General features: G+C 38.1%; 21 protein-coding genes. 17 read left to right on the top strand and 4 right to left on the bottom strand.

The features are described 5' to 3' along the window. The first annotated feature begins 71 nt into the window (after window positions 1-71). The 6 genes from FTX43_RS11315 (at window position 72) to FTX43_RS11290 (ending at window position 8,178) form a co-directional block, all read left to right on the top strand. Entirely contained in the window at window positions 72-755 is a 684-nt protein-coding gene (locus FTX43_RS11315) for an HD domain-containing protein (protein WP_002313797.1), read from the top strand. 495 nt (window positions 756-1,250) lie between these two features. Next, the gene (locus FTX43_RS11310; RefSeq protein ID WP_002309350.1) at window positions 1,251-2,441 is read left to right on the top strand and encodes a glycine C-acetyltransferase; all 1,191 of its coding nucleotides are present in this window, start codon (window positions 1,251-1,253) and stop codon (window positions 2,439-2,441) included. 101 nt (window positions 2,442-2,542) lie between these two features. After that, on the top strand, window positions 2,543-3,496 hold the full coding sequence (locus tag FTX43_RS11305) for an L-threonine 3-dehydrogenase (RefSeq protein ID WP_147607074.1): 954 nt from the start codon (window positions 2,543-2,545) through the stop codon (window positions 3,494-3,496). Between the two features lie 63 nt (window positions 3,497-3,559). Further along, window positions 3,560-4,909 carry an APC family permease gene (locus FTX43_RS11300; RefSeq protein WP_002309348.1) on the top strand — a complete coding sequence of 450 codons (1,350 nt, stop codon included), beginning with the start codon at window positions 3,560-3,562 and terminating at the stop codon, window positions 4,907-4,909. A gap of 88 nt (window positions 4,910-4,997) precedes the next feature. Continuing rightward, window positions 4,998-6,416 (top strand): dipeptidase PepV, encoded by a 1,419-nt coding sequence (gene pepV / locus FTX43_RS11295; protein ID WP_002348020.1) that lies wholly within the window; start codon window positions 4,998-5,000, stop codon window positions 6,414-6,416. A 220-nt stretch (window positions 6,417-6,636) separates the two neighbouring features. Continuing rightward, window positions 6,637-8,178, top strand: a complete 1,542-nt coding sequence (locus tag FTX43_RS11290) for an AbgT family transporter (RefSeq protein ID WP_002344202.1) — start codon at window positions 6,637-6,639, stop codon at window positions 8,176-8,178. 39 nt (window positions 8,179-8,217) lie between these two features. On the opposite strand, the gene FTX43_RS11285 is transcribed toward FTX43_RS11290, so the two are convergent. Continuing rightward, a complete protein-coding gene (locus FTX43_RS11285) occupies window positions 8,218-8,541 on the bottom strand; it encodes a hypothetical protein (protein WP_002309344.1) in 324 nt (107 codons plus the stop codon). A gap of 128 nt (window positions 8,542-8,669) precedes the next feature. Between FTX43_RS11285 and FTX43_RS11280 the strand changes: the two genes are divergently transcribed. After that, complete coding sequence (locus FTX43_RS11280) at window positions 8,670-9,833, top strand: VanZ family protein (protein WP_147607073.1); 1,164 nt, start codon at window positions 8,670-8,672, stop codon at window positions 9,831-9,833. Window positions 9,834-9,902: 69 nt separating this feature from the next. Next, the gene (locus FTX43_RS11275; protein WP_002309341.1) at window positions 9,903-11,252 is read left to right on the top strand and encodes a DEAD/DEAH box helicase; all 1,350 of its coding nucleotides are present in this window, start codon (window positions 9,903-9,905) and stop codon (window positions 11,250-11,252) included. 44 nt (window positions 11,253-11,296) lie between these two features. Here the strand turns inward: FTX43_RS11275 and FTX43_RS11270 are convergent, their stop codons facing one another. Then, a complete protein-coding gene (locus FTX43_RS11270; RefSeq protein ID WP_002309339.1) occupies window positions 11,297-11,728 on the bottom strand; it encodes a GNAT family N-acetyltransferase in 432 nt (143 codons plus the stop codon). Window positions 11,729-12,118: 390 nt separating this feature from the next. Between FTX43_RS11270 and alaS the strand changes: the two genes are divergently transcribed. The 3 genes from alaS (at window position 12,119) to FTX43_RS11255 (ending at window position 16,833) form a co-directional block, all read left to right on the top strand. Then, complete coding sequence (gene alaS / locus FTX43_RS11265; RefSeq protein ID WP_002313789.1) at window positions 12,119-14,761, top strand: alanine--tRNA ligase; 2,643 nt, start codon at window positions 12,119-12,121, stop codon at window positions 14,759-14,761. A 204-nt stretch (window positions 14,762-14,965) separates the two neighbouring features. Then, window positions 14,966-15,562: an ECF transporter S component gene (locus FTX43_RS11260; RefSeq protein ID WP_002309336.1), complete on the top strand. Its 597-nt coding sequence runs from the start codon at window positions 14,966-14,968 to the stop codon at window positions 15,560-15,562. Between the two features lie 122 nt (window positions 15,563-15,684). Further along, window positions 15,685-16,833, top strand: coding sequence for a cation diffusion facilitator family transporter (locus tag FTX43_RS11255; protein ID WP_002309334.1), 1,149 nt, complete (start codon window positions 15,685-15,687; stop codon window positions 16,831-16,833). A gap of 46 nt (window positions 16,834-16,879) precedes the next feature. On the opposite strand, the gene FTX43_RS11250 is transcribed toward FTX43_RS11255, so the two are convergent. Then, window positions 16,880-17,284, bottom strand: coding sequence for a ribonuclease HI family protein (locus FTX43_RS11250; protein ID WP_002309332.1), 405 nt, complete (start codon window positions 17,282-17,284; stop codon window positions 16,880-16,882). A 78-nt stretch (window positions 17,285-17,362) separates the two neighbouring features. On the opposite strand from FTX43_RS11250, the gene FTX43_RS11245 reads away from it, so the two are divergent. Next, complete coding sequence (locus FTX43_RS11245) at window positions 17,363-17,812, top strand: EbsA family protein (RefSeq protein WP_002309331.1); 450 nt, start codon at window positions 17,363-17,365, stop codon at window positions 17,810-17,812. 103 nt (window positions 17,813-17,915) lie between these two features. Here FTX43_RS11245 and FTX43_RS11240 read toward each other — a convergent pair whose 3' ends face one another. After that, window positions 17,916-18,146: a cold-shock protein gene (locus tag FTX43_RS11240; RefSeq protein WP_002309330.1), complete on the bottom strand. Its 231-nt coding sequence runs from the start codon at window positions 18,144-18,146 to the stop codon at window positions 17,916-17,918. A gap of 182 nt (window positions 18,147-18,328) precedes the next feature. On the opposite strand from FTX43_RS11240, the gene FTX43_RS11235 reads away from it, so the two are divergent. The 5 genes from FTX43_RS11235 (at window position 18,329) to FTX43_RS11215 (ending at window position 22,621) form a co-directional block, all read left to right on the top strand. Further along, on the top strand, window positions 18,329-19,999 hold the full coding sequence (locus tag FTX43_RS11235) for a formate--tetrahydrofolate ligase (protein WP_025478054.1): 1,671 nt from the start codon (window positions 18,329-18,331) through the stop codon (window positions 19,997-19,999). A 173-nt stretch (window positions 20,000-20,172) separates the two neighbouring features. After that, window positions 20,173-20,559, top strand: a complete 387-nt coding sequence (locus FTX43_RS11230) for a hypothetical protein (protein ID WP_002309328.1) — start codon at window positions 20,173-20,175, stop codon at window positions 20,557-20,559. Then, complete coding sequence (locus FTX43_RS11225) at window positions 20,546-21,244, top strand: CBS domain-containing protein (RefSeq protein WP_002309327.1); 699 nt, start codon at window positions 20,546-20,548, stop codon at window positions 21,242-21,244. Before FTX43_RS11230 ends, FTX43_RS11225 begins: the two co-directional genes overlap by 14 nt. Before the next feature lie 4 nt (window positions 21,245-21,248). Continuing rightward, window positions 21,249-21,713: a signal peptidase II gene (gene lspA / locus FTX43_RS11220; protein WP_002309326.1), complete on the top strand. Its 465-nt coding sequence runs from the start codon at window positions 21,249-21,251 to the stop codon at window positions 21,711-21,713. Continuing rightward, entirely contained in the window at window positions 21,710-22,621 is a 912-nt protein-coding gene (locus tag FTX43_RS11215) for an RluA family pseudouridine synthase (protein ID WP_002309325.1), read from the top strand. Before lspA ends, FTX43_RS11215 begins: the two co-directional genes overlap by 4 nt. Window positions 22,622-22,856 lie beyond the last annotated feature (235 nt).

Below are 22,856 nucleotides of genomic sequence, written 5' to 3'. Positions count from 1 at the left end.
ATAAAGATAGCTGGAATTCATCTAATCGATTAGATGTTTTCAGCTATTTACTTAAGAAAGAAGTGGACTGGATGGATAAATTACAAGTAATCGCTGATTATAGCATGGAAAAATTAGCACATGATCAAACGGGACATGGAAGCGATCATACCAAAAGAGTCGTCAAGCTAGCAGAGAGAATTTTGGATACGGAACCGCAGGCAGACCGTTTTGTGACGCTTGCAGCAGCTTACTTGCATGATACGATTGATGATAAAGTCGTTAAAGATGAGAACGAAGCAAAGCAACAGCTTCGTGTATTTCTTCGCTCTTTGCCAATCACAGAGGAACAGATTTCAATGATTTTTGCCATTATCGAAAATATGTCCTTTTCTAAAAATCTCTCTGAAGCAGTCGAACTATCTTTGGAAGGGAAGATCGTTCAAGATGCTGATCGTATCGAAGCGTTAGGAGCAATCGGCATTTTGCGAACTGCTTATTTCGGTGGAGGACATGGACACCCGATTTTTGATTCTGAACTGTATCCACAAACATTCAAGGATAAAAAAAATTACCGAAAAGGCACGACAGTGATCAATCATTTTTATGAAAAACTGTTCTTGTTACCTGATAAAATGAACACTGATTACGGATACAAAGAAGCCAAACGTAGAGAAGGCTTTATGCGTGAATTTTTAGAAGAATTTTTTCTAGAGTGGTCTATTGACGATCCATCTTTCACACCAGAAAATTGGATCAAAAATAACAAAAAATGATGGAGATTGTGACCGAGGAGTTGGCAGGAGAACACCGTTTATTCGGAAGAAGGGACTGTGATAAGACATTTATCACAGTCTTTTTTCAAATTCAATATAAATATTTTGTGAAAAAATGATCAGATAATAAGATTAAAAATTGCTGATAAATAAAGATGAAAGCTTTTTGCTTATTTTTTTATTTTTTATTGGTCTATGCGATAAATAGTTTAAAAATTCAGAATATACTAGATTTTATCTAGCTAGCTTCCAACAATGGTTTTGTTGTGTTTTCTTTCTAGGTAAATCAATATACCACCATTATTTAAAAGTTAACTTTTCATACTATCCAAGTTCTTGGAAAGTAAAAAGATGCAGTAAATAAAAAATATGGTTAAATAACTCTCATAATTAATGTAAGCGTTACCAATCGTGTGGCATACTTGCTTCGTAGATGAATGACAAGATATATGTTTGGGATGTTCTGCAAGACAGATGAATATGGAGGTGGAGACCATGTCTTCCAAAGAGTTAATGACGTATTTGGAGAGAGAATTGGAGCAACTGAAAGAAAAGGGATTGTACAACACGATCGATATACTAGAAAGCGAAAATGGTGCTTGTATCATCGTAGACGGAAAAAAGATGATCAATCTGGCATCCAACAATTATCTCGGGTTTGCCAATCACAAAGAATTGAAGAAAGCATGTATTGAAGCAACTGAAACTTATGGCGTAGGAGCAGGTGCAGTCCGAACAATCAATGGCTCGCTGAAGATCCATCAACAATTAGAAGAAAAAATCGCAGAATTCAAAGGGACAGAAGCTGCAATCGCCTTTCAATCTGGATTCAACTGTAATATGGGCGCTATCTCTGCAGTAATGACAAAAGAAGATGCTATCTTATCGGATGAATTAAACCATGCATCTATCATTGATGGATGTCGTTTATCCGGAGCAACAATCATCCGAGTCAAACATCAAGATATGGAAGACCTTGAGAATAAAGCAAAGGAAGCCGTAGAAAGTAAGAAATATAAAAAAATCATGTATATCACAGATGGGGTTTTCTCCATGGATGGAGACATTGCACGATTGCCGGAAATCATCCCAATCGCCGAAAAATATGGACTCATCACCTATGTAGATGATGCGCACGGCTCAGGTGTAACTGGAAAAGGTGCAGGAACCGTCAAACATTTTGGATTAAGCGACAAAATTGATATGCAAATGGGTACGTTATCGAAAGCTGTAGGTGTTGTTGGGGGTTATGTAGCTGGTTCAAAAACACTGATTGACTGGTTGAAAGCCAGAAGCCGGCCATTTCTATTTTCTACCTCGCTAACTCCTGGAGCAGCTGCATCTGCGTTGGCTTCGATCTCTTTAATGCAAGAACATCCGGAACTTGTCGAAAAAGTTTGGGAAAATGCTAATTATTTTAAAGAAGAATTGAAAAAAGTCGGCTATAACATCGGTGTGTCTGAAACACCTATCACTCCAGTTATTTTAGGAGATGAAAAAGTGACTCAGACTTTTTCTAAGAAACTGATCGAACATGGGATTTATGCTAAACCAATCGTTTATCCAACTGTTCCTCTGGGGACAGGTAGAATCAGAAATATGCCGACTGCGGAACATACAAAGGAAATGCTTGATGAAGCAGTAGCGATTTATCAAAAAATAGGAAAAGAAATGGAAATTATTTAACTAATTTATTTTTTTCGCATATTTAAAATTAGAGAACATGTTCACGCATATATTGTTAATCATCTGAAGATAGTAGTAAAAAAAGATCAGGGAGGATCATCATGAAAAAAGTATTGGTGACAGGATGTTTAGGACAAATTGGTTCAGAGTTGATCACGCGGCTACGTCAAGAACTAGGCAGTGAAAATGTCATTGCGACAGATATACGCATGCCTGAAGTCATTGGGAAAAACGATATCTTTGAGATCCTAGATGTAATGGATTACGAAAAAATGCGCAGCATAGCAGAACAATATCAAGTGGACACATTGATCCATTTGGCTGCTCTTTTGTCAGCTGTTGCAGAAGCAAAACCACAGTTAGCATGGGATTTGAACATGACTGGGCTGGTCAATGCATTGGAAGTCGCTAGAGAATTCCAGCTGAAATTTTTTACGCCAAGTTCAATCGGCGCGTTTGGTCCAAATACTCCAAAAGATCATACCCCACAAGACACTCTTCAGCGCCCTACAACCATGTACGGGGTAACGAAGGTAGCTGGAGAACTACTATGTGATTATTATTATGTGAAATATGGCGTAGATACTCGTGGTGTCCGTTTCCCTGGATTGATTTCTTATGTGACCTTGCCAGGAGGCGGTACGACAGACTACGCAGTCGATATTTATTATTCAGCAATCAAAGAAGGAAAGTACACTAGTTTTATTGATCAAGGTACATCAATGGATATGATGTATATGCCAGATGCGATCGATGCCATTATAAAGCTCATGAACGCAGACCCTAATCGACTAGTTCACCGAAACGCCTTTAATATATCGGCAATGTCTTTTGAGCCTGAAGAAATCAAAGCATCTATTCAAAAAATCATACCAGATTTTGAAATGGATTACGATGTCGATCCTGTGCGTCAATCGATAGCAGAATCTTGGCCAAACTCACTAGATGTTTCTTGTGCGCAAGAGGAATGGGACTTTTCACCAAAATACGATTTAGATGCAATGACAAAGGATATGTTGGAAAAACTGAGAGAAAAATTAGCAGAGACGGTATAAAACAAGAACTATAGCCAAAAAGGTTTCTATACTTTTTGGCTATGGTATGTAAGGAGGTAAGTAATGGAAGAATATCAAGCCACGCCAATAAAGGAAGTAAAAACGGAAAATGAATTGAAGCGTACGATGGGTTTTTTCACTGCTTTATCGACTGTTATGGGCACAGTGATCGGTGCAGGGGTGTTTTTCAAAGCCGCAAGCGTAGCAGAAGTAACAGGTACCGTCAGTTTGCATATGTTTTCCTGGTTTCTAGGTGGTGTGATTTCTGTTTGTGCAGGACTGACAGGAGCTGAATTGGCAGCGGCTATTCCTGAAACAGGCGGGATGATCAAATATATCGAACGGATTTATGGAAATACAGCAGCATTTTTACTTGGCTGGGCTCAAGTCGTGATTTATTTTCCAGCAAATGTAGCAGCCTTGTCGATCATTTTCGGTACACAGTTCGTCAATTTATTTGATCTTTCCCAGTCGATGATTGTTCCTGTAGCTGTTACAGCTGCTGTATCGATCATGCTGATCAATTTTTTAGGTTCTAAAGCTGGAGGAGCTTTTCAGTCGATTACGCTTGTCTGCAAACTCATTCCTTTGTTTGTGATCGTTATTTTTGGTTTATTCAGACAAGAAGGAGTAGACTTCCAACTGTTTCCGATCCAAGCAGGAGAAAACCTTTCATTTTTCTCTGCTTTGGGAGCTGGCTTACTAGCAACGATGTTCGCATACGACGGTTGGATACACGTAGGAAATATTTCGGGAGAATTGAAAAAGCCGGCGAAAGATTTGCCAAAAGCCATTTCTTTAGGAATCATCGGAATCATGATCGTTTATTTATTAGTAAATGCGGTTTTCTTAAAAACTGCGTCTATCGACGGAGTCGTAGGAAACAGCAATGCGGCAAGTGATGTTGCAAAAATGATTTTTGGCGGCTTTGGTGGAAGACTAGTCACAGTTGGTATCTTGATTTCTGTTTATGGAACTATCAATGGCTATACTCTTACTGGAATGCGTCTTCCTTACGTTATGGCAAAAGAAAACAACCTGCCTTTTAGCAAGCTTTTTGCTAAACTTCATGATAAAACTAAAGTTCCTGTAGCCGCGGGTATCTTAGAGCTAGTCATCGCTATTGGCATGATGATGGTCGGTGGTTTTGATACACTAACAGATATGCTGATCTTTGTCATTTGGATTTTTTATACGATGGTCTTTGTTGGTGTCATCCTTCTTCGTAAAAAAGAACCTGATCTGATTCGACCATATAAAGTTCCAATGTATCCGTTTATCCCATTAGTAGCAATCATTGGAGGAACCTTTATTGTATCAAGCACACTTATCACTCAAACTTTTTTAGCTTCGATGGGGATTGCATTGACACTTGCTGGTGTCCCGTTTTACCTTTATTTGAAACGTAGATAGCAAAAAATGATTTGAAATTCATTGGAAACAAACTTTTGACCATAAATACCCGTTAAGAAATTAAGTCATTTCTACCAAGGAGGATCTTATGGAAATAAACTGGTTGCAAGAAGCACAAAAGAGAAAAGAGATGTTGCTAGAGGATTTAAGTGAATTGCTACGCATCAATAGTGTAAGGGATATCGAACATCAGACAGATGAATATCCACTAGGTGCTGGTCCTGCTTTAGCATTGAAAAAAGTACTGTCATTTGGGGAAAGAGATGGCTTCAGAGTTAAAAACATTGATAATCTAGCCGGACATATAGAATATGGGGAAGAAACAGCAGAAGCACTTGGTATCTTAGGACATGTAGATGTCGTACCGCCAGGAGAAGGGTGGGCAACTGATCCGTTCGAACCAATCGTCAAAGAAGGGAAATTGTTCGCAAGAGGTTCAAGTGATGACAAAGGTCCTTGTATTGCTGCCTATTATGGGATGAAAATTATCAAAGAACTGCAATTATCAACATCGAAAAAAATTCGATTCATTTTCGGAACAGATGAAGAGAGTGAGTGGATAGGTATCCATCATTATATGGAAAAAGAAGAAATGCCAGCATTTGGATTTTCGCCAGATGCCAATTTCCCAATCATTAATGGTGAAAAAGGGATTTTATCTTTCGAGCTGAGTTTTTCTTTGAAGGAAGAAAAGGCAGACAAAATGCAACTGAAAAGATTCTCTTCTGGTTTGCGTGCAAATATGGTACCAAGCGAGGCAATAGCCGTCTTGGAAATTCCTGATTTGGAAAAGTTATCTTCTTTAGAAGCTGGATATACAAAATATCTAGATGACAAAAAATTGAAAGGGACTTTTGAATATAAGGAAGGAGAAGCATCCTTCGTTCTGTATGGAAAAGCTGCACATGCCCAAGAACCAAAATTTGGTATCAATGCGGGAACTTATCTCGCCGACTTTTTGCATCAATATCCATTAGACAGCTCAGGATCTGCTTATCTTTCTGTCATTGCCAATTATCTGCATGAAGACTTTAATGGGCATCGGTTAATGGTCGATTATGAAGATGACGTGATGGGAAAAGTGACTTCAAGTGCTAATGTATTCATTTATCAGCAAGAAGGAGAGAAAAAGATCATTCTTAATATTCGTCATCCAAAAGGGATTACAAAAGAAAAAATTCAAGAATCCTTGCTGACTGTCCTTCAAAATGAATCAGTATCAATTTCGATAATTGGAGATATCAAGACTCCGCATTATGTTTCAGGAGATGATCCATTCATCCAAACATTATTGTCTGTTTACGAAAAACATACTGGGGAAAAAGGTTATGAACAAACAATTGGTGGAGGTACGTATGGACGAATCTTGGAAAAAGGATGTGCGTACGGTAGTTTATTTCCTGGTAGAGAAAATGTAATGCATCAGCCAAATGAATATATGTACGTAGAAGATATCTTGAAAGCAACAGCTATTTACGCTGAAGCAATCTACCGTTTGGTTAAATAAACGTATTCATAGAAAAAACGTTACCAATCAGTCGTAACTATTTTCACACTCGTAACGTTTGTATCCTTCAGTAAAAAAGAATATTCATGAAAGTTTGAAAGATTGCAGAGAATAAGACGGCAATTTCCTTGAAGTAAAGAAGCTTCTAAAAATAAAAATGAACCAGATGATAGAAAAAGCTTGTTTTTCTTTCATCTGGTTTGAAAAAGGAGGAGAATAGATGCCAAAAGAAAAACATTCTAGATTAGATAAAGTGTTAGATACAGTAGAAAAACTAGGGAACAAGGTGCCCCATCCAGCTATTATATTCTTAATTTTGATCGTTATTGTAGGAGTACTGTCTCATATTTTTTATCTAATGGGTCAACACGTTACGTTTGATGCTATTAATGCTGAAACAGGAGCACTAGAGCTTACTACTACACATGTAAAAAGTTTGTTGAGTGGTGAAGGGATCCGTTTTATGTTGACTTCGATCGTCTCAAATTTGATGAGCTTTCAGGCTCTTGGAGTCACTTTAGTGGCGATGGCAGGCGTAGGATTTGCAGAAGAGGTTGGCTTAATCGGTGCGATGATTCGAAAGCTGGTAAAGGTAGTACCAAAATCTAGTCTGACAGCGGTACTAGTACTTCTTGGCGTAATGTCGAGTATTGCCTCTGATGCTGGGTATCTAGTATTGATTCCATTAGGTGCAGCAGTATTTTATAAAGTCGGGCGACATCCTTTAGCAGGTTTATCTGCGGCCTTTGCAGGTGTTTCAGGAGGATTTGGTGTCAACTTAGTTATTACGCCAGTGGATGGAATGCTTACCGAAATATTAAATGATGCAGTACATATCATTAATCCATCCTATTCTGTTGATTTAATGGCAAATTTTTATTTTTCGATTGCATCAACCATCTTAGTAGTGATTGTTTCCACTATCATTAACGAAAAACTCATTGAACCTCGCTTAGGAACTTTCCAAGAAAAAGGAATGATTGCTAACGATGAGATTACCGATGAATCGAAAGGCTTACATTGGGCTTTTTGGGGATTTACAGTGGTACTGGCATTTATGCTGTTGATTACGATACCAAGTGGTGCCCCACTTCGCCATCCTGAAACTGATGAATTGATTGGTTCTACACCTTTTATGGATAGTTTAATCGCTTTGATCTTGATTTCATTTTTGATTCCAGGGATATGTTTTGGAAAGGCAGTTGGAAAAGTCAAATCCAGTTTGGATGTAGTAAATCCGATTATTAAAGTATTCAGCAACTTAGGCGGGATGATTTTCTTATTGTTAATCATTAGCCAATTCATTTCATATTTCAATTTTACTAATTTAGGTACTGTTTGGGCAGTCAATTCAGCCACGATTATTGAAGATATGAATTTGAGCAGCTTAGCCTTGTTACTTAGTTTCTTAGCACTAGCACTTATTCTTGATTTTATTTTAGTGGGAGCGATACCAAAATTTGCTATTTTAACCCCAATATTTGTTCCATTACTCTATCAGTTGGGAGTAGCTCCAGAAGCTGTTTTGGCTGCTTATCGAGTAGCTGATTCTCCTGTCAATATTATCACGCCACTGATGCCGTATTTTGCTTTGATCGTTACATTTGCCACGAAATATCAAAAGAAAACCGGTGTCGGAACGATTATTTCCATAATGCTACCACATGCTGTAAGTCTAACTATCACATGGATCATTTTATTTATTCTCTATTATGTATTCCAGCTACCGCTAGGACCAGGGATCGGTATGCATTTGAATTGAGAAAACAGGCAGAAACCGGGTTCAACCGATTTCTGCCTGTTATTTTGCTTTGCGTAAGAGAAATATTCGGCGTACACCGCGATAAATATTTAATAAAACCAAGCAACCAGAAATGAAAATGGGAAGCCAAATCAGATAGACAGGGTAGCCAATCATTTTAGACAAAGCATGTGGAGTCATTTTATCCATTTCAAAAAGCGCTTGCTGCCAAGTCTGAAGGTTGAAGACAAGCATGAAACCTGAAATAATCAGGAGAATAAATCCTAAATAATGAATCGTAGTTCTTTTTCTTACATAAGCAATTGTTGCATAAAGGAACAGTAAAAAAATAGGTACGCCAAAAACAAAGTACATATTCAGCATCTCGACACCCCCTTTGAGTTTATCTTACTTTACTTTGAAAGAAATGAGAAATAATAGCCTCGTTACTTGCTTGAAACAGCAAAGGACTGCTAAGATAAGGGAGATACAAAGAATCAAGGAGGAGTCACATGGCAAGTTATATCGAACCGATTCATTTTGCGCTGGTTGTTTTTCCATTTTTAGCCTTAGCGATTTCATCTGTTTTTTTTATTTATGAATATCGAAAGTATGGAACATTTCTAGTAACAAGGGCAGTTATTTTGTATTCCTTTGTTTTCTATTTATTGTGTGCATACTTTCTGGTAATCTTACCACTTCCGGCAAAGGAGACGGTTGCCCAAATGACAGGACCAAAGATGGAGCTGCATTTATTTGCTTCATGGCAACATTTCAGAGACAACACGGTATTGGTATTATCTGAACCTAGTACCTATCTGCCGGCGATGAAGCAGAGTGTGTTTTTGGAACCAGCTTTTAATGTTTTATTACTCATACCATTTGGCATTTATTTAAGATATTATTTCCGGCTTTCCTTTATGAAAACGATGATTGCTAGTTTCTGTCTATCACTATTTTTTGAGCTGACGCAGCTAAGTGGCCTTTATTTTATCTACCCAAGACCATACCGCTTATTTGATGTGAATGATTTAGTGACAAATACATTGGGTGGAATCATTGGTTTTGTTGTTACGCCGTTATTTACATTTATGCTTCCTACGAGAAGACGGATGGATGAACTTTCTTATGAAAAAGGAAAAACTGTCTCGTTGACACGACGTTTGGTCGCTTATTTGATCGACTGGACATTCTTATCTATTGTCAATTTTATCGCAGCGATTTTCTTTAAACTTGCGTTCGATTCAGGGACAGTTACTTCTCATATCTGGTGGCTTTTATTGGAAGTAGGGCTATACTTTATGATTGTACCGTTTATAACCAATGGATGGACACTTGGGAAAAAAGTTGTACGCATCCGCTTGGTGGAGCAAGACCGCGAGCGAATTTCTTTGAAAGCATTGATCATCCGCTATGGGTATCTATATTTTCTTTTTTATGGTTTAAGCTGGTTGGGGCAGTTGCTTCAGCAAATCATGAATTCGACAACGAATACGGTGTTGCAGATGAGTGCAGTATTCATTTCTCTCGGTGTCTTGCTACTGCAAGGTATTTTTATTTTAAATATCTTGCTATCATTTTTGAGAAAAAAACGGATTCTGTTTTATGAAAAAGCTAGTCACACATATACCGTTAGCACGATTGCTCAAACAAAGGATGATGATTCTCGAAATTAGCTGAGCAAAAATACTTTGTCTATGTTATAATGCCAAAGTCGTGATAATTTAAAGAGAAGAGGTGCACGAATGAATAATTTTGATATATTTCGCTTCAAACCATTTATCAATGAAGCGTTAGCCGCAAAGGGCTTCAAACAGCCCACAGAGGTCCAGGAACGTTTGATTCCTTTAATTGCAAAAGGAAAAAATATCATTGGGCAATCTCAAACTGGTACAGGAAAAACACATACGTTTTTGTTGCCGTTGTTTGAAAAAATCAATGCAGATAAAGAGGAAGTACAAGTTGTTATTACAGCTCCAAGTAGAGAACTGGCTGCACAAATTTATGAAGCAGCTACACAAATCGCTAAATTTTCTACACCGGAGATCCGTGTTTCGAATTTTGTCGGGGGGACAGACAAACAGCGTCAGTTAAACCGTCTGCACCATCAGCAGCCACAGGTCGTAGTAGGCACGCCAGGTAGAATATTAGACATGATGAATGAACAAGCGTTGAAGATTCACACAGCATTTGCATTTGTTGTTGATGAAGCGGATATGACATTGGATATGGGTTTTTTAAATGAAGTAGACCAAATTGCAAGTCGGTTACCAGAAAAATTGCAGTTCTTAGTCTTTTCTGCCACTATTCCAGAAAAACTGCGTCCATTCTTGCGAAAATATATGGAGAATCCAATCATTGAAGAAATCAAGCCGAAAGCAGTTATTTCTGAAGATATCGAAAATTGGCTGATCTCAACAAAAGGTAAAGATGAGAATCAAATGATTTATCAACTGCTGACGATTGGTCATCCTTATTTAGCAATCGTATTTGCCAATACAAAACAGCATGTGGATGAAATTGCTGATTATTTGAAAAACCAAGGATTGAAAGTAGCAAAGATTCACGGGGACATCACACCAAGAGAGAGAAAACGAGTGATGCGACAAGTACAGAATCTGGAGTATCAATATGTTGTAGCGACTGATTTAGCTGCTAGAGGAATCGATATCGAAGGTGTTTCTCATGTTATCAATGCAGAAATCCCGGAAGATCTGGACTTCTTTATCCATCGTGTCGGACGTACTGGACGTAATGGTTTAAAAGGAACGGCCATTACGTTGTATTCACCAAACGATGAACAAGCCATTGATGCGATCGAGAAATTAGGCGTCTCATTTGAACCGAAAGAAATCAAAAATGGTGAAATCGTTAAAACATATGATCGTAATAGACGTACCAAACGAGAAAAATCAAAGGATGTATTAGACCCAACTCTGATTGGACTTGTGAAGAAGAAAAAGAAAAAGATCAAGCCTGGTTATAAGAAAAAAATCGATTGGGCAATTGCAGAAAAAAATAAAAAAGAACGCAAAATCGAACGCAGACAGCAAAGTCGTATTGCTCGTAAAAATAAGAAAAATTCGCATAAATAAAAAACAAGAGATTGTGACACGCCTTTTGTCACAATCTCTTGTTTTTAAGCGAGACTTTTTTCCATTCCGATACAAAGTACTTCATCTTCAATAAAAGGTTTCGTGCAAGTATGATACCCTTGTTTTTCATAAAAATCTACAGCCGTCATTTCAGCTACTACATAACTAGTCTGACAACCTTCTGACATCGCCCGTTTTTCTGCAGCTTCAAGCAACTGACCGCCTAACCCTTTTCCTCGGTATTCTTTTGCTACGCAAAAGCGTTCTGGCTTGAAGCAAGTAGGTGTTTTCTTTTCATAACGCAATGTGGCTACTGGTCTTTTTTTATCAAGAAATAGATAATAGTTTTGTTGCGGGATATCTTTTCCGTCGAATTCTAGTTCTGCAGGAATTCCTTGTTCTAATACAAAAACTTGATATCTCAAAAAGCAGCTAGCTGCGCGGATCCATTCATCTGCGCCAACTATTTTTTTCATCATATTCCTCCTTATCATGAATAACAGAGATGTATTGATTTCTTTATCCTTATCGTACCAAAAAATATGGAATATGACCAAAAGGAAATAAAAATAGGTAATTGAGATATTGACAGTGATTGACAGAATGCGTATACTTATTAAAGTACGAAAAGGACATGATTTGTTTTTTTAAGACTCACAGAAAATTCTTTCTTGGCTGAAAAAAGAATAGTCACTAATCAAATTGCTCCCTTTTTCTATTTTGGTAGAAATACCGACGCAGCTCAGCGTTATCGAGTTTAAGAGGTAATGATTACACATCATTGCAATCAAGGTGGTACCGCGAGTTTTCGTCCTTGGCTGTAATGGTGTTTTTTTGTATTTAATTTATAGAAAGCAGGTAATGATATGAAACAATTAAGTAGTGCACAAGTTCGACAAATGTTTCTTGATTTCTTCCAATCTAAAGGACATACAATTGAACCTAGTGCGTCTTTGATCCCCGTGAACGATCCAACCTTATTATGGATCAACTCTGGTGTTGCAACATTGAAAAAATATTTTGATGGTTCAGTTGTACCAGAAAATCCAAGAATCACAAATGCCCAAAAGTCTATTCGAACAAATGATATCGAAAATGTCGGTAAAACAGCACGTCACCATACGATGTTTGAGATGCTGGGCAATTTTTCTATTGGTGACTATTTCAAAAATGAAGCCATCCACTGGGCATGGGAATTTTTGACTGATCCAAAATGGATGGCATTCGATCCAGAAAAACTTTATGTAACAGTTTATCCAAAAGATACAGAAGCAAAACGCATCTGGCATGAAGAAGTCGGTCTACCGTTAGATCACATTATTGATGTAGAAGACAACTTCTGGGATATCGGTGCAGGCCCATGTGGACCAGATACAGAAATTTTCTATGACCGAGGAGAAGCTTATAACGATTTAGCAGAAGATGATCCTGAAAACTATCCAGGAGGAGAAAATGAACGTTATTTAGAAATCTGGAACTTGGTATTTTCAGAATTCAACCATAAACCTGATAATACATTTGAACCACTTCCTCATAAAAACATTGATACGGGCATGGGATTGGAACGTATGGTCTCAATCGTTCAAGATGCGCCCACGAACTTTGAGACAGATTTGTTTATGCCTATTATCCACGCCGTAGAAAAGCTAAGCAAACAAGTAAAATATGGTGAAAACCCAGTAACAGATATCTCTTACAAAGTAATCGCAGATCATATTCGGGCCCTTTCATTTGCTATTGGCGATGGTGCATTACCATCGAATGAAGGAAGAGGGTATGTCTTACGCCGTTTGCTTCGTCGCGCGGTCATGCATGGGAAAAAATTAGGTATTGAACAAGCATTCTTATATCGTTTAGTCCCTGTCGTTGGGGAAATCATGGTAAGTTATTATCCTGAAGTACTTCAACAAAAAGAATTTATTGAAAAAGTTATCCGTACAGAAGAAGAACGTTTCAATGAAACAATCAATGAAGGATTGGAAATCTTGAATCAAGTGATCCAAGAAGTGAAAAACGAAAACGGTACGACTCTATCAGGAAAAGACATCTTCAAATTATACGACACATATGGCTTCCCAGTAGAATTAACGGAAGAAGTGGCAGAAGATGAAGGACTGAAAGTTGATCATGCTGGTTTTGAAAAAGAAATGGACGCACAACGTGAACGTGCTCGCTCTGCCCGTAGTACAGAAAAATCAATGGGTGTACAATCTGCTTTATTGACAGATATCAAAGTAGAAAGTAAATTCATCGGATACACGGAGCAAGAATCAGATAGTCAATTATTGGTCATCGTAAAAGGCGAATCTCTTCTGAATGAAATCGCAGAAGGTGAAGCTCAAATGATCTTTGACCAAACACCTTTTTATGCAGAAATGGGTGGCCAAGTAGCAGACCAAGGTTGGATCATGGATGAAGCAGGAGAAATCGTTGCAGTTGTTACAGATGTTCAAAAAGCGCCTAATGGTCAATTTATGCACACAGTAGAAGTAAAAGCACCAATGAGCGAAGGACAAACTTATCATCTATTGATCGATCAATCGATGCGCAACCGTATCATCAAAAACCATACAGCAACCCATTTACTGCACAAAGCATTGAAAGAAGTACTTGGCGAGCATGCAAATCAAGCTGGTTCTTTAGTCGCTCCTGGACATTTACGATTCGACTTTACCCATTTTGGTCAAATCACTTCAGATGAATTAGCTGAAATGGAAAGAATCGTCAACGAAAAAATCTGGGAAGCTATCCCAGTTGAAACAATTGAAACAGATATCGATACAGCCAAAAATATGGGTGCAATGGCTTTGTTTGGTGAAAAATACGGACATGACGTTCGCGTAGTCAATATTGGCGGTTGGTCAATCGAACTGTGCGGAGGCACACATGTAGCAAACACAGAAAACATCGGAATCTTCAAAATCGTTTCTGAATCAGGAATTGGTGCAGGCGTGCGACGAATCGAGGCTGTAACAAGCAAAGAAGCGTATGAACTACTTGAAGAAGAAGAAAAACAACTAAAACAAGTAGCAACAATTGTTAAATCACCTCAATTGAAGGAAGTTGTTTCAAAAGCGGAACAATTGCAACAGCAAGTAAGAGAGCTACAAAAGGAAAATGAACAATTAGCTAGCAAGTTAGCGAATCAACAAGCCGGTGATGTATTCAAGAATCCAGAAAGGATCAATGGAAAAACAATCATTGCAGCACAAGTAAAAGTGAAAGACATGAATCAGCTGCGTCAATTAGCTGACCAATGGAAACAAAAAAATATTTCAGACATTCTTGTTTTAGCAAACGAACAAGAAGGAAAAGTCAGTCTGCTAGCGGCAATGACGAAAGAATCAAATGAAGCTGGACTAAAAGCTGGCGACTTGATTAAAGCAATCGCACCGAAAGTAGGCGGTGGCGGTGGTGGACGTCCAGATATGGCACAAGCTGGTGGGAAAAATCCTGCTGGTATTCCAGATGCACTTAAAGCTGCGAAAGAATGGCTTGCGCAACAATAGACCGTTTATGTTTGATAGAAAAAAACAACTGTTCAATCATTGAACGAAACACGATCATGGGGGCGAAGACAAATAGTCTTGCCCTCATACTTTTTTCGATGGAATAGAAGAGCGCATCTAATCAAATGGTCGATTTCGGATGGTCTTTAGTTGACGAAAGTGACAGAAATTTTTACGATTAGTATAAATAAAAGGGGTGAAAAAATGAATAGCAGAAATAAAACCTTTCGACTAGTCTTACGTGCTATCTTATTAGCAATCATCATCGTACAAGCTATGGTACCTTGGCTTGGCTTTATTCCATTAGGGTTCATTAGTTTAACGATTATTCATATTACAGTAATTATTGCCGCAGTAGTATTGGGTCCAAAAGATGGGATGGTAATTGGCCTGTTTTGGGGAATTGCTACAATTGTCCGTGCCTACGCCATGCCGACAACGCCATTTGATACATTGGTATTCACGAACCCGATTATTTCGGTAGTTCCCAGAGTGCTTGTTGGCTTAGTAGCTGGTTTGGTTTTCCACTGGATTTATCAAAAAAATAAATCAATAACGATCAGCTCGGTCTTTGCAGGGGTATTAGGTTCATTGGTCAATACAGTCTTAGTGTTAGGATTCATGGGATTATTTTATACAGGTGCAACGGCAGATGCCTATGGTGTAGATTCTGCTCTTTTATTTAAAACCTTAGCAGGAGTTGCAGCAATCAATGGGATACCTGAAGCAATAGGAGCGGGAATCATAACACCATTACTAGCAAAAGCGTTATTTGCAGCAACGCCATTAAAACCAGAATAACGGCCATCTTTGAATGAATAGTAGGACGCATGATAGATGGAAAAAGGAAGAGAGGAGAGGAAAAGAATTGTCCTCTCCATCTTTTTACCTGAGCAACAAGCAAACTAGAAGGGGTAAAAAACTTGGTTAAGAAACAAGAAGAAAAAAAGAAACAAATACCGCAACAGCGGACAAAAAAAGGAGTACTAGCTGGCATATTAGGATTGGTTACGAATCTAATCTTGTTTGTCTCTAAGCTAATGATCGGGCTTTTTTCAGGGAGTGTCTCCATTATGGCTGATGCAGTGAATAGTCTATCAGACACTGCTTCATCTATATTGACTTTGATTGGATTTAAAATTGCTGCAAAGCCAGCGGATCAGGAACATCCTTATGGACATGAACGTTTCGAATATATCAGTGGGTTATTTGTTTCGATCATCATTACTTATGTAGGATTTCAATTTTTAGAGTCATCCGTTGAAAAAATCATCCATCCAGAAAATGTCTCTTTAGCACCCATCGTCTTTTTTGTCCTGATCATTTCCATCTTTTTGAAATTTGCACAAGGAAAAATGTACCAGGTTATTGCACGATCCATTGATTCTGAAACATTGAGAGCTACAGCAACAGATAGTTATAATGATGTCTTTACTACACTGGCTGTATTGCTTTCAGCAGCAATCGAATGGGTAACTGGATGGCGTATCGATGGATATATCGGTTTTGCTTTAGCATTATATATCCTTTATAGTGGTTTAACGATGCTTCGGAATTTTGTATATGAGCTATTAGGTAGTCGCCCAACGTCAGCAGAGATTGAAGAAATGGAAGAACACTTGAATGCCTGCGACGATATACTTGGCTATCATGATTTGCTGGTGCATAACTATGGACCCAATAAACGCTTTGCATCAGTCCACATCGAAGTAGATGAATCAATGAATTTGAATGAAGCACATAAGATTATTGACCTGATAGAAAAAGACTTCAAAAAGTCTTTAGACGTAGAACTTGTCTGTCACTTGGACCCAATGCCTGTTGATAACGAAAAATACTATAATATCTTGCATCAATTAAAGCAAATTCTTTTTGAAACAGGTAGAGGGCTCGATATACATGATTTTAGAGTCATCCATCAAGGGAAAACATTGCAGTTTGACGTAGTTGTTCCTGAAAAATTCCAATTTGATGATACAGAACTCGAAAGAATTTTACGTATTCAAATAGAAGAAAAAATCGGAGATTATCATTTGGAAATCACTTTTGATCACAATTATCTTTTGTATTAAAGACAAGATACTAAAAAGACTCTTTAAAGTTTTTTCTTCGAAGAGTCTATTTTTCTTTTAATTGTTTTTGTAGGGCTTGTCGTGCGAGGTTATCTGCCCCTTTGTTTTTGTTTTCGGGCAACCATTGTAGGATTAACAAGGAAAAGTCGGGCAGAAGTTCTTTGATTTTTTGGAGATAGGGAAGGAAAAGCTCGTTTTTCGTTGTGTTTTTATCGACTGTAGAAACCAGTGTTTTGCTGTCTGAAAAACAGAAAATCGTTTCATTCTGTAAACCCTTATTCTTTAGAAATTCTAAAGTTTTTAAAAAGACTTCGAACTCTGCTTGATGGTTTGTCCCTACAGAAAGGGGAATAGATAGCTGTTCTTGTTTACCTTGATAGACAATCAAGATCCCTCCTCCGCTAGGTCCAGGGTTGCCTTTTGTAGAGGCATCAATGTATACTTTTAACATAAAAAGAGATTCTCCTTTTTGTTCAAATTAATGTTATGGTAAGATTATATCATTACTGAATCGGTGAGAGGTTAGAGAATGAAAAAAAATATTCGATGGCAGCCTGAATTGGCACATACGATCATCTATTGGTCATTGACCTTGATCATTCTGTTTTTTAGTCTGATTCTTTCTTTAGAAAACACAGGTCCGTATTGGAAAAGCAATATTGTTTTAGGTGTTTTTCTTGTTTTTCTATTTCTAGGATGGCGGCGTTCTTTTATTTTAAAATCCAACTCGGTAATCATACGCTATGCTGCTTTTTGGAAAGACCGGGAAATAACTGTCGGACAGATTCGATCTTTGACACCGACTAATACAGGAGTACAAATGACATTGCAAAATGAGAAAGCCCCATCTGTTTTTATGATGCGAAAAAAAGATCAAGTGGTTCTTTTTGATCATCTTGAAAAAAGTGGGCCTAAAGTAGGACCATCTTCTCAACAGCAAAGAAATAATACCCCATATACGAAAAATAGAAAAAGTTAATTTTAAAAAATAGGCCCTGAAGAAATGAATCTTTGTAGGAAAAGAAAAGAGTGAGACGTACGGATCAACCCGTTAAACGTCTCACTCTATTTGATTATCTAAATCAATGTATACTGGATTCGGAAGTGTGAACACTGCCTTTCTTGACATGGGCAGCTTGTGTTCCTCGATTCCCCTCGATGATCTCAAATTCGACCACTTGATTTTCTTCCAAAGTTTTGAATCCCTCTTCTTCAATCGCAGTAAAATGTACAAAAATTTCTTCTGTGTCATCATAACTGATAAAGCCGTATCCTTTTTTGTTGTCAAACCATTTTACAATTCCTGTGGTCAAAGCACTCACGACCTTTCTAAAGTCTGATCATAGCCTTCATTATAAAGAGTATTTATAAGTACGTCAAATAAATTAAAAACCCGTAATTTAATGTTTTTTTTCTGAATAAAACAAGGTATAATTGGCATATCTTAACAAAGAAGGTATTTTTTTAAATAAAGTTCGTGAAAAGGGGTAATCAAATGAAGAGTGATCTGCAAATTTCACAAGAAACAGATCTAGAACCGATTATTGAAGTAGCTAGTAAATTAGATCTTAAGGAAGACGATTTGGAACTGTATGGGAAATATAAGGCGAAAATCAATTTTTCTGGAATCAATCGCTCAAAGGATAACGCTGAAGGGCATTTGATCTTAGTTACTTCCATCAATCCAACACCAGCTGGCGAAGGAAAGTCAACAATCACTGTAGGGTTAGGAGACGCGCTCAATAAAATCAATAAAAAATCTGTTATTGCATTGCGAGAACCCTCACTTGGTCCTGTGATGGGAATCAAAGGTGGTGCTGCAGGCGGAGGATATGCACAGGTATTGCCTATGGAAGATATCAACTTGCATTTTACTGGTGACATGCATGCTATCACAACAGCTAATAATGCATTATCTGCTCTTTTAGATAATCATATTCATCAAGGAAATGAATTGAACATCGATGCTCGCCGAGTGATTTGGAAACGGGTAGTTGATCTCAATGATCGTGAACTGCGTAAAGTAATCGTTGGCTTGGGTGGGCCAATCCAAGGTGTCCCAAGAGAAGATGGGTTTGATATCACAGTTGCTAGCGAAATCATGGCTATCTTGTGTCTTGCGGCAGACCTCGAAGATTTAAAGGCTCGTCTTGCAAGAATCGTTCTCGGCTATACATTTGACCGTCAGCCTGTGACTGCTGGAGACTTGAAAGCAGAAGGCGCTCTGGCATTACTGCTGAAAGATGCCATCAAGCCGAATCTTGTACAAACAATTTACGGAACACCAGCTTTTGTCCACGGGGGACCGTTTGCCAATATCGCCCATGGCTGCAATAGTATTTTAGCTACCAAGACAGCATTGAGATTAGCAGATTACGTTGTCACAGAGGCAGGATTTGGTGCAGATCTTGGCGGAGAGAAATTTTTAGATATCAAAGTACCTAACTTGAAAAAAGCGCCGGATGCAGTGGTGATCGTCGCAACAATCCGCGCATTGAAAATGCATGGCGGAATGAAAAAAGATGAACTTAAAAATGAGAATCTTGACGCTTTGAAAATAGGTTTTGCAAATTTAAAACGTCATATACGTAACATGGAACAATACCAACTCCCTGTGATCGTTGCAATCAATGAATTCGTAACAGATACAGATAGTGAACTTACACTGCTGGAGCACTTGTGCGAAGATCAGGGAATCCTTGCTAAAAGAGCAAGTGTATGGGCAAATGGAGCAGAAGGTGGCGTTGATTTAGCAGAAGCTGTGGTACGATTGATTGATAGAAAAGAAGCTGATTACAAGCCATTGTATCTCCTAGAAGAAACGATACAAGAAAAGACTGAAACAATCGTCAAGAAAATCTACGGAGGAAATGGTGTTGTTTTTAGTAAAAAGGCGCAAAAACAAATAGAAGAATTTACGAAAAATGGATGGGATAATTTGCCGATTTGTATGGCGAAAACCCAATATTCATTCTCTGATGATCCTTCATTGCTAGGCGCACCTGAAGATTTCACCATCACCATCCGAGAAATCATCCCAAAAGTAGGGGCAGGATTTTTAGTAGCCTTAACTGGGGATGTTATGACGATGCCTGGTTTACCTAAAAAACCTGCTGCATTAAATATGGACGTGACAAACGACGGAGAAGTATTTGGTTTGTTTTAAGCTTGATTATAATCTACCGTATACTAAATGACTTTCATTAAACATAAGAGGAGCTGTATTTTGACTACAGCTTCTTTTTTTGAAGGTGTCAAGAGATTAATTGTGTTTGCACTAGGATCATTCTTTTTCTTTATTGTATTTTGAGCTATACTAAAGCATAATAGGAGGGTACGATGAAAACGACATTTATAAGAAAAACCGGTTTTTACGGTATGGGCAGCTCGATTCAATTAAGAATCAATAATGAAAAACGCAGTTTTCTCAATCATGAACAAAAGATAACGCTTGATCTGGAAGTTCCCTTTACGATGCAGGTCACCTTTTATTGGCTAAAAAGCCCCGTTTATACAGTGAAAGAAGCAAAGCCTGTTTATGTGATCACAATGAATAGTTTGATTCTTCAAATCTACCCGTTCTTATTTCTGGCAACTGGGTTGGGGGCCGTTTTCCTACAAAATCTATTTTTCAGTTTTTTTGCAGTTGTCGTGATGTTTGCGTTCTTTTTCTATATAAAAAACCGGGCATATTTGATCAAGGAGGAAAATTATGGCAAACTCTGATCTTTTTTTAATCAGTTTCAATCGAATCGAAAAATGGATGAGAGACGAGATGGGAAATGCACGAAACATGGGATTTACCGAACTTGTCAGACGCCTAGCTCAAAGAAAACAATTGATGATCAGAAAATATGAAGATGATCTTTTACAGCTTGCTCAGTTAAGGAATGCAATCGTCCATGACCGAATCGCCGTCGATTTTGTCATTGCAGAACCAAATGATTGGACAGTCAAGCGAATCCAGCTGATCGAACAAGAACTGATACGCCCAGAAACCGTACTACCTCGATTTGCAAAACGTGTAACCGGTTTTGAGCAAGATCTTCCGCTACTTGAACTGTTAAAGATAGTAGCAGAAAAAAGGTATTCACAGTTTCCGTTATATAATAAAGGAAAATTTGTAGCATTGATTACTTTACGGAATATCGGATTTTGGCTAGCAAAAGAAAGCCAAAAAGGTCCTGTTGATTTAACAAATAAACGAGCATTGGATTTGATTATCCAAAATGGGAAGTACACAAATTATCATTTTGTTCCAGCTAAAACACATATTTACGAGGTTGAAGCGATGTTTCGTGAGCAAGGAACTTTGGAAGCCGTACTTATCACTAAAGATGGTAATCCCGATGGTAATCTGCTTGGGATCATACGACCTCGCGATATTTATAAACAAATAGAAAAGGATTGATTTTTTGTTAATTATTTATTGGATATTCAGCGCTCTGCTAGTGGGAGTGGATCAGCTGGTCAAATGGTGGATCACTGATAATTTAGCGCTTGGAGAGACGAAAAGTCTTATACCAGGTATATTGTCACTGAATCATATTCGAAACACTGGAGCCGCATGGAGTATGCTAGAAGGGAAGATGTGGTTCTTTACTATAGTGACACTCATTGCAGTCGTTGTGATTCTCACATTGATGATTAAAAATCGTGAAAAAGGTAATCGCTGGTTCATGATTGGATTGAGCCTGATTCTAGCTGGTGCGATAGGTAACTTTATTGATCGTCTCCGACTTGGCTATGTAGTAGATATGTTTCAAACAGACTTTATGAACTTTCCAATTTTCAATGTAGCAGATGTGACACTTGTATGCGGAGTGATCTGTATATTAATTTATATTATTTTAGATGAAAAGGATCAAAGAAAAAAATGACAGAACTTAAAACAACGATTTATCATGAATCTGGTAGGATCGATAAAGTATTGACTAATCTATTCAGTAATTACAGCCGTTCGCAAATTCAATTGTGGCTGAAAGAACGTGCGGTTTCTGTCAATGGAGAACCAGTCAAAGCAAATTACAAAGTAAAACAAGGAGACGAGATCACTGTCTTGATCCCTGAACCAGAAACATTAGATGTTGTCCCAGAGAACATCCCGTTGACCATTGTTTACGAAGATGAAGATGTCGCGGTAATCAATAAACCCCAAGGAATGGTCGTTCATCCTTCAGCAGGTCATACGCATGGTACAATGGTCAATGCGCTGATGTATCATGTCAAGGATCTTTCTACGATCAACGGAGTTATCCGACCGGGTATCGTCCACCGAATCGACAAAGATACTTCAGGTTTGCTGATGGTTGCCAAAAATGACCAGGCACATGAATCATTAGCTAAGCAATTAAAAGATAAGACTTCTTTACGTAAATATGTTGCTTTAGTCCATGGAGAGATTCCTCACGAAAAAGGCACGATCAATGCGCCAATCGGCCGTTCGAAAGAAAACCGAAAAATGCAGGCGATAAGAGAAGATGGAAAGCCAGCTGTCACGCATTTTACTGTATTGGAACGTTTTGAAGGATTTACTCTAGTTGAATTAAAACTGGAAACTGGAAGAACACATCAGATCCGCGTGCATATGAAGTATATCGGTTATCCGTTAGCTGGAGATCCAGTATACGGACCGAAGAAAACTTTGAAAGGCAATGGTCAGTTTCTCCATGCGCAAATGTTAGGTTTTACGCACCCGACTACAAACGAAAAGATGATCTTTGAAGCACCTCTTCCAGAAGTTTTTGAAAAAACTTTAGAAAAATTAAGAAAAAACATTGCATTTTAATTTAGATAACGGTATAGTAATTAACAACGAAAGCATAAAACTTAATAGAATTCCTTTAAGTTTAGTCCCGTGAGGCTAAGAAGGGTGGGAGCAAGGATACGTATGGTGCGCCATAAAGTAAATTGCTCATTGACATAGTATAGCTATCAGTGTATCAGTATACGCTCAGTCTAAACATTCCTCCTGTCCTCTTAGGGCAGGAGTTTTTTTATGCAAAAAAGTAGGGGGAATGAAA

The sequence above is a fragment of the Enterococcus sp. DA9 genome, assembly GCF_008000875.1.
Lineage (GTDB): Bacteria > Bacillota > Bacilli > Lactobacillales > Enterococcaceae > Enterococcus_B > Enterococcus_B lactis.
This window is presented reverse-complemented; position numbering and strand designations above follow the sequence as displayed.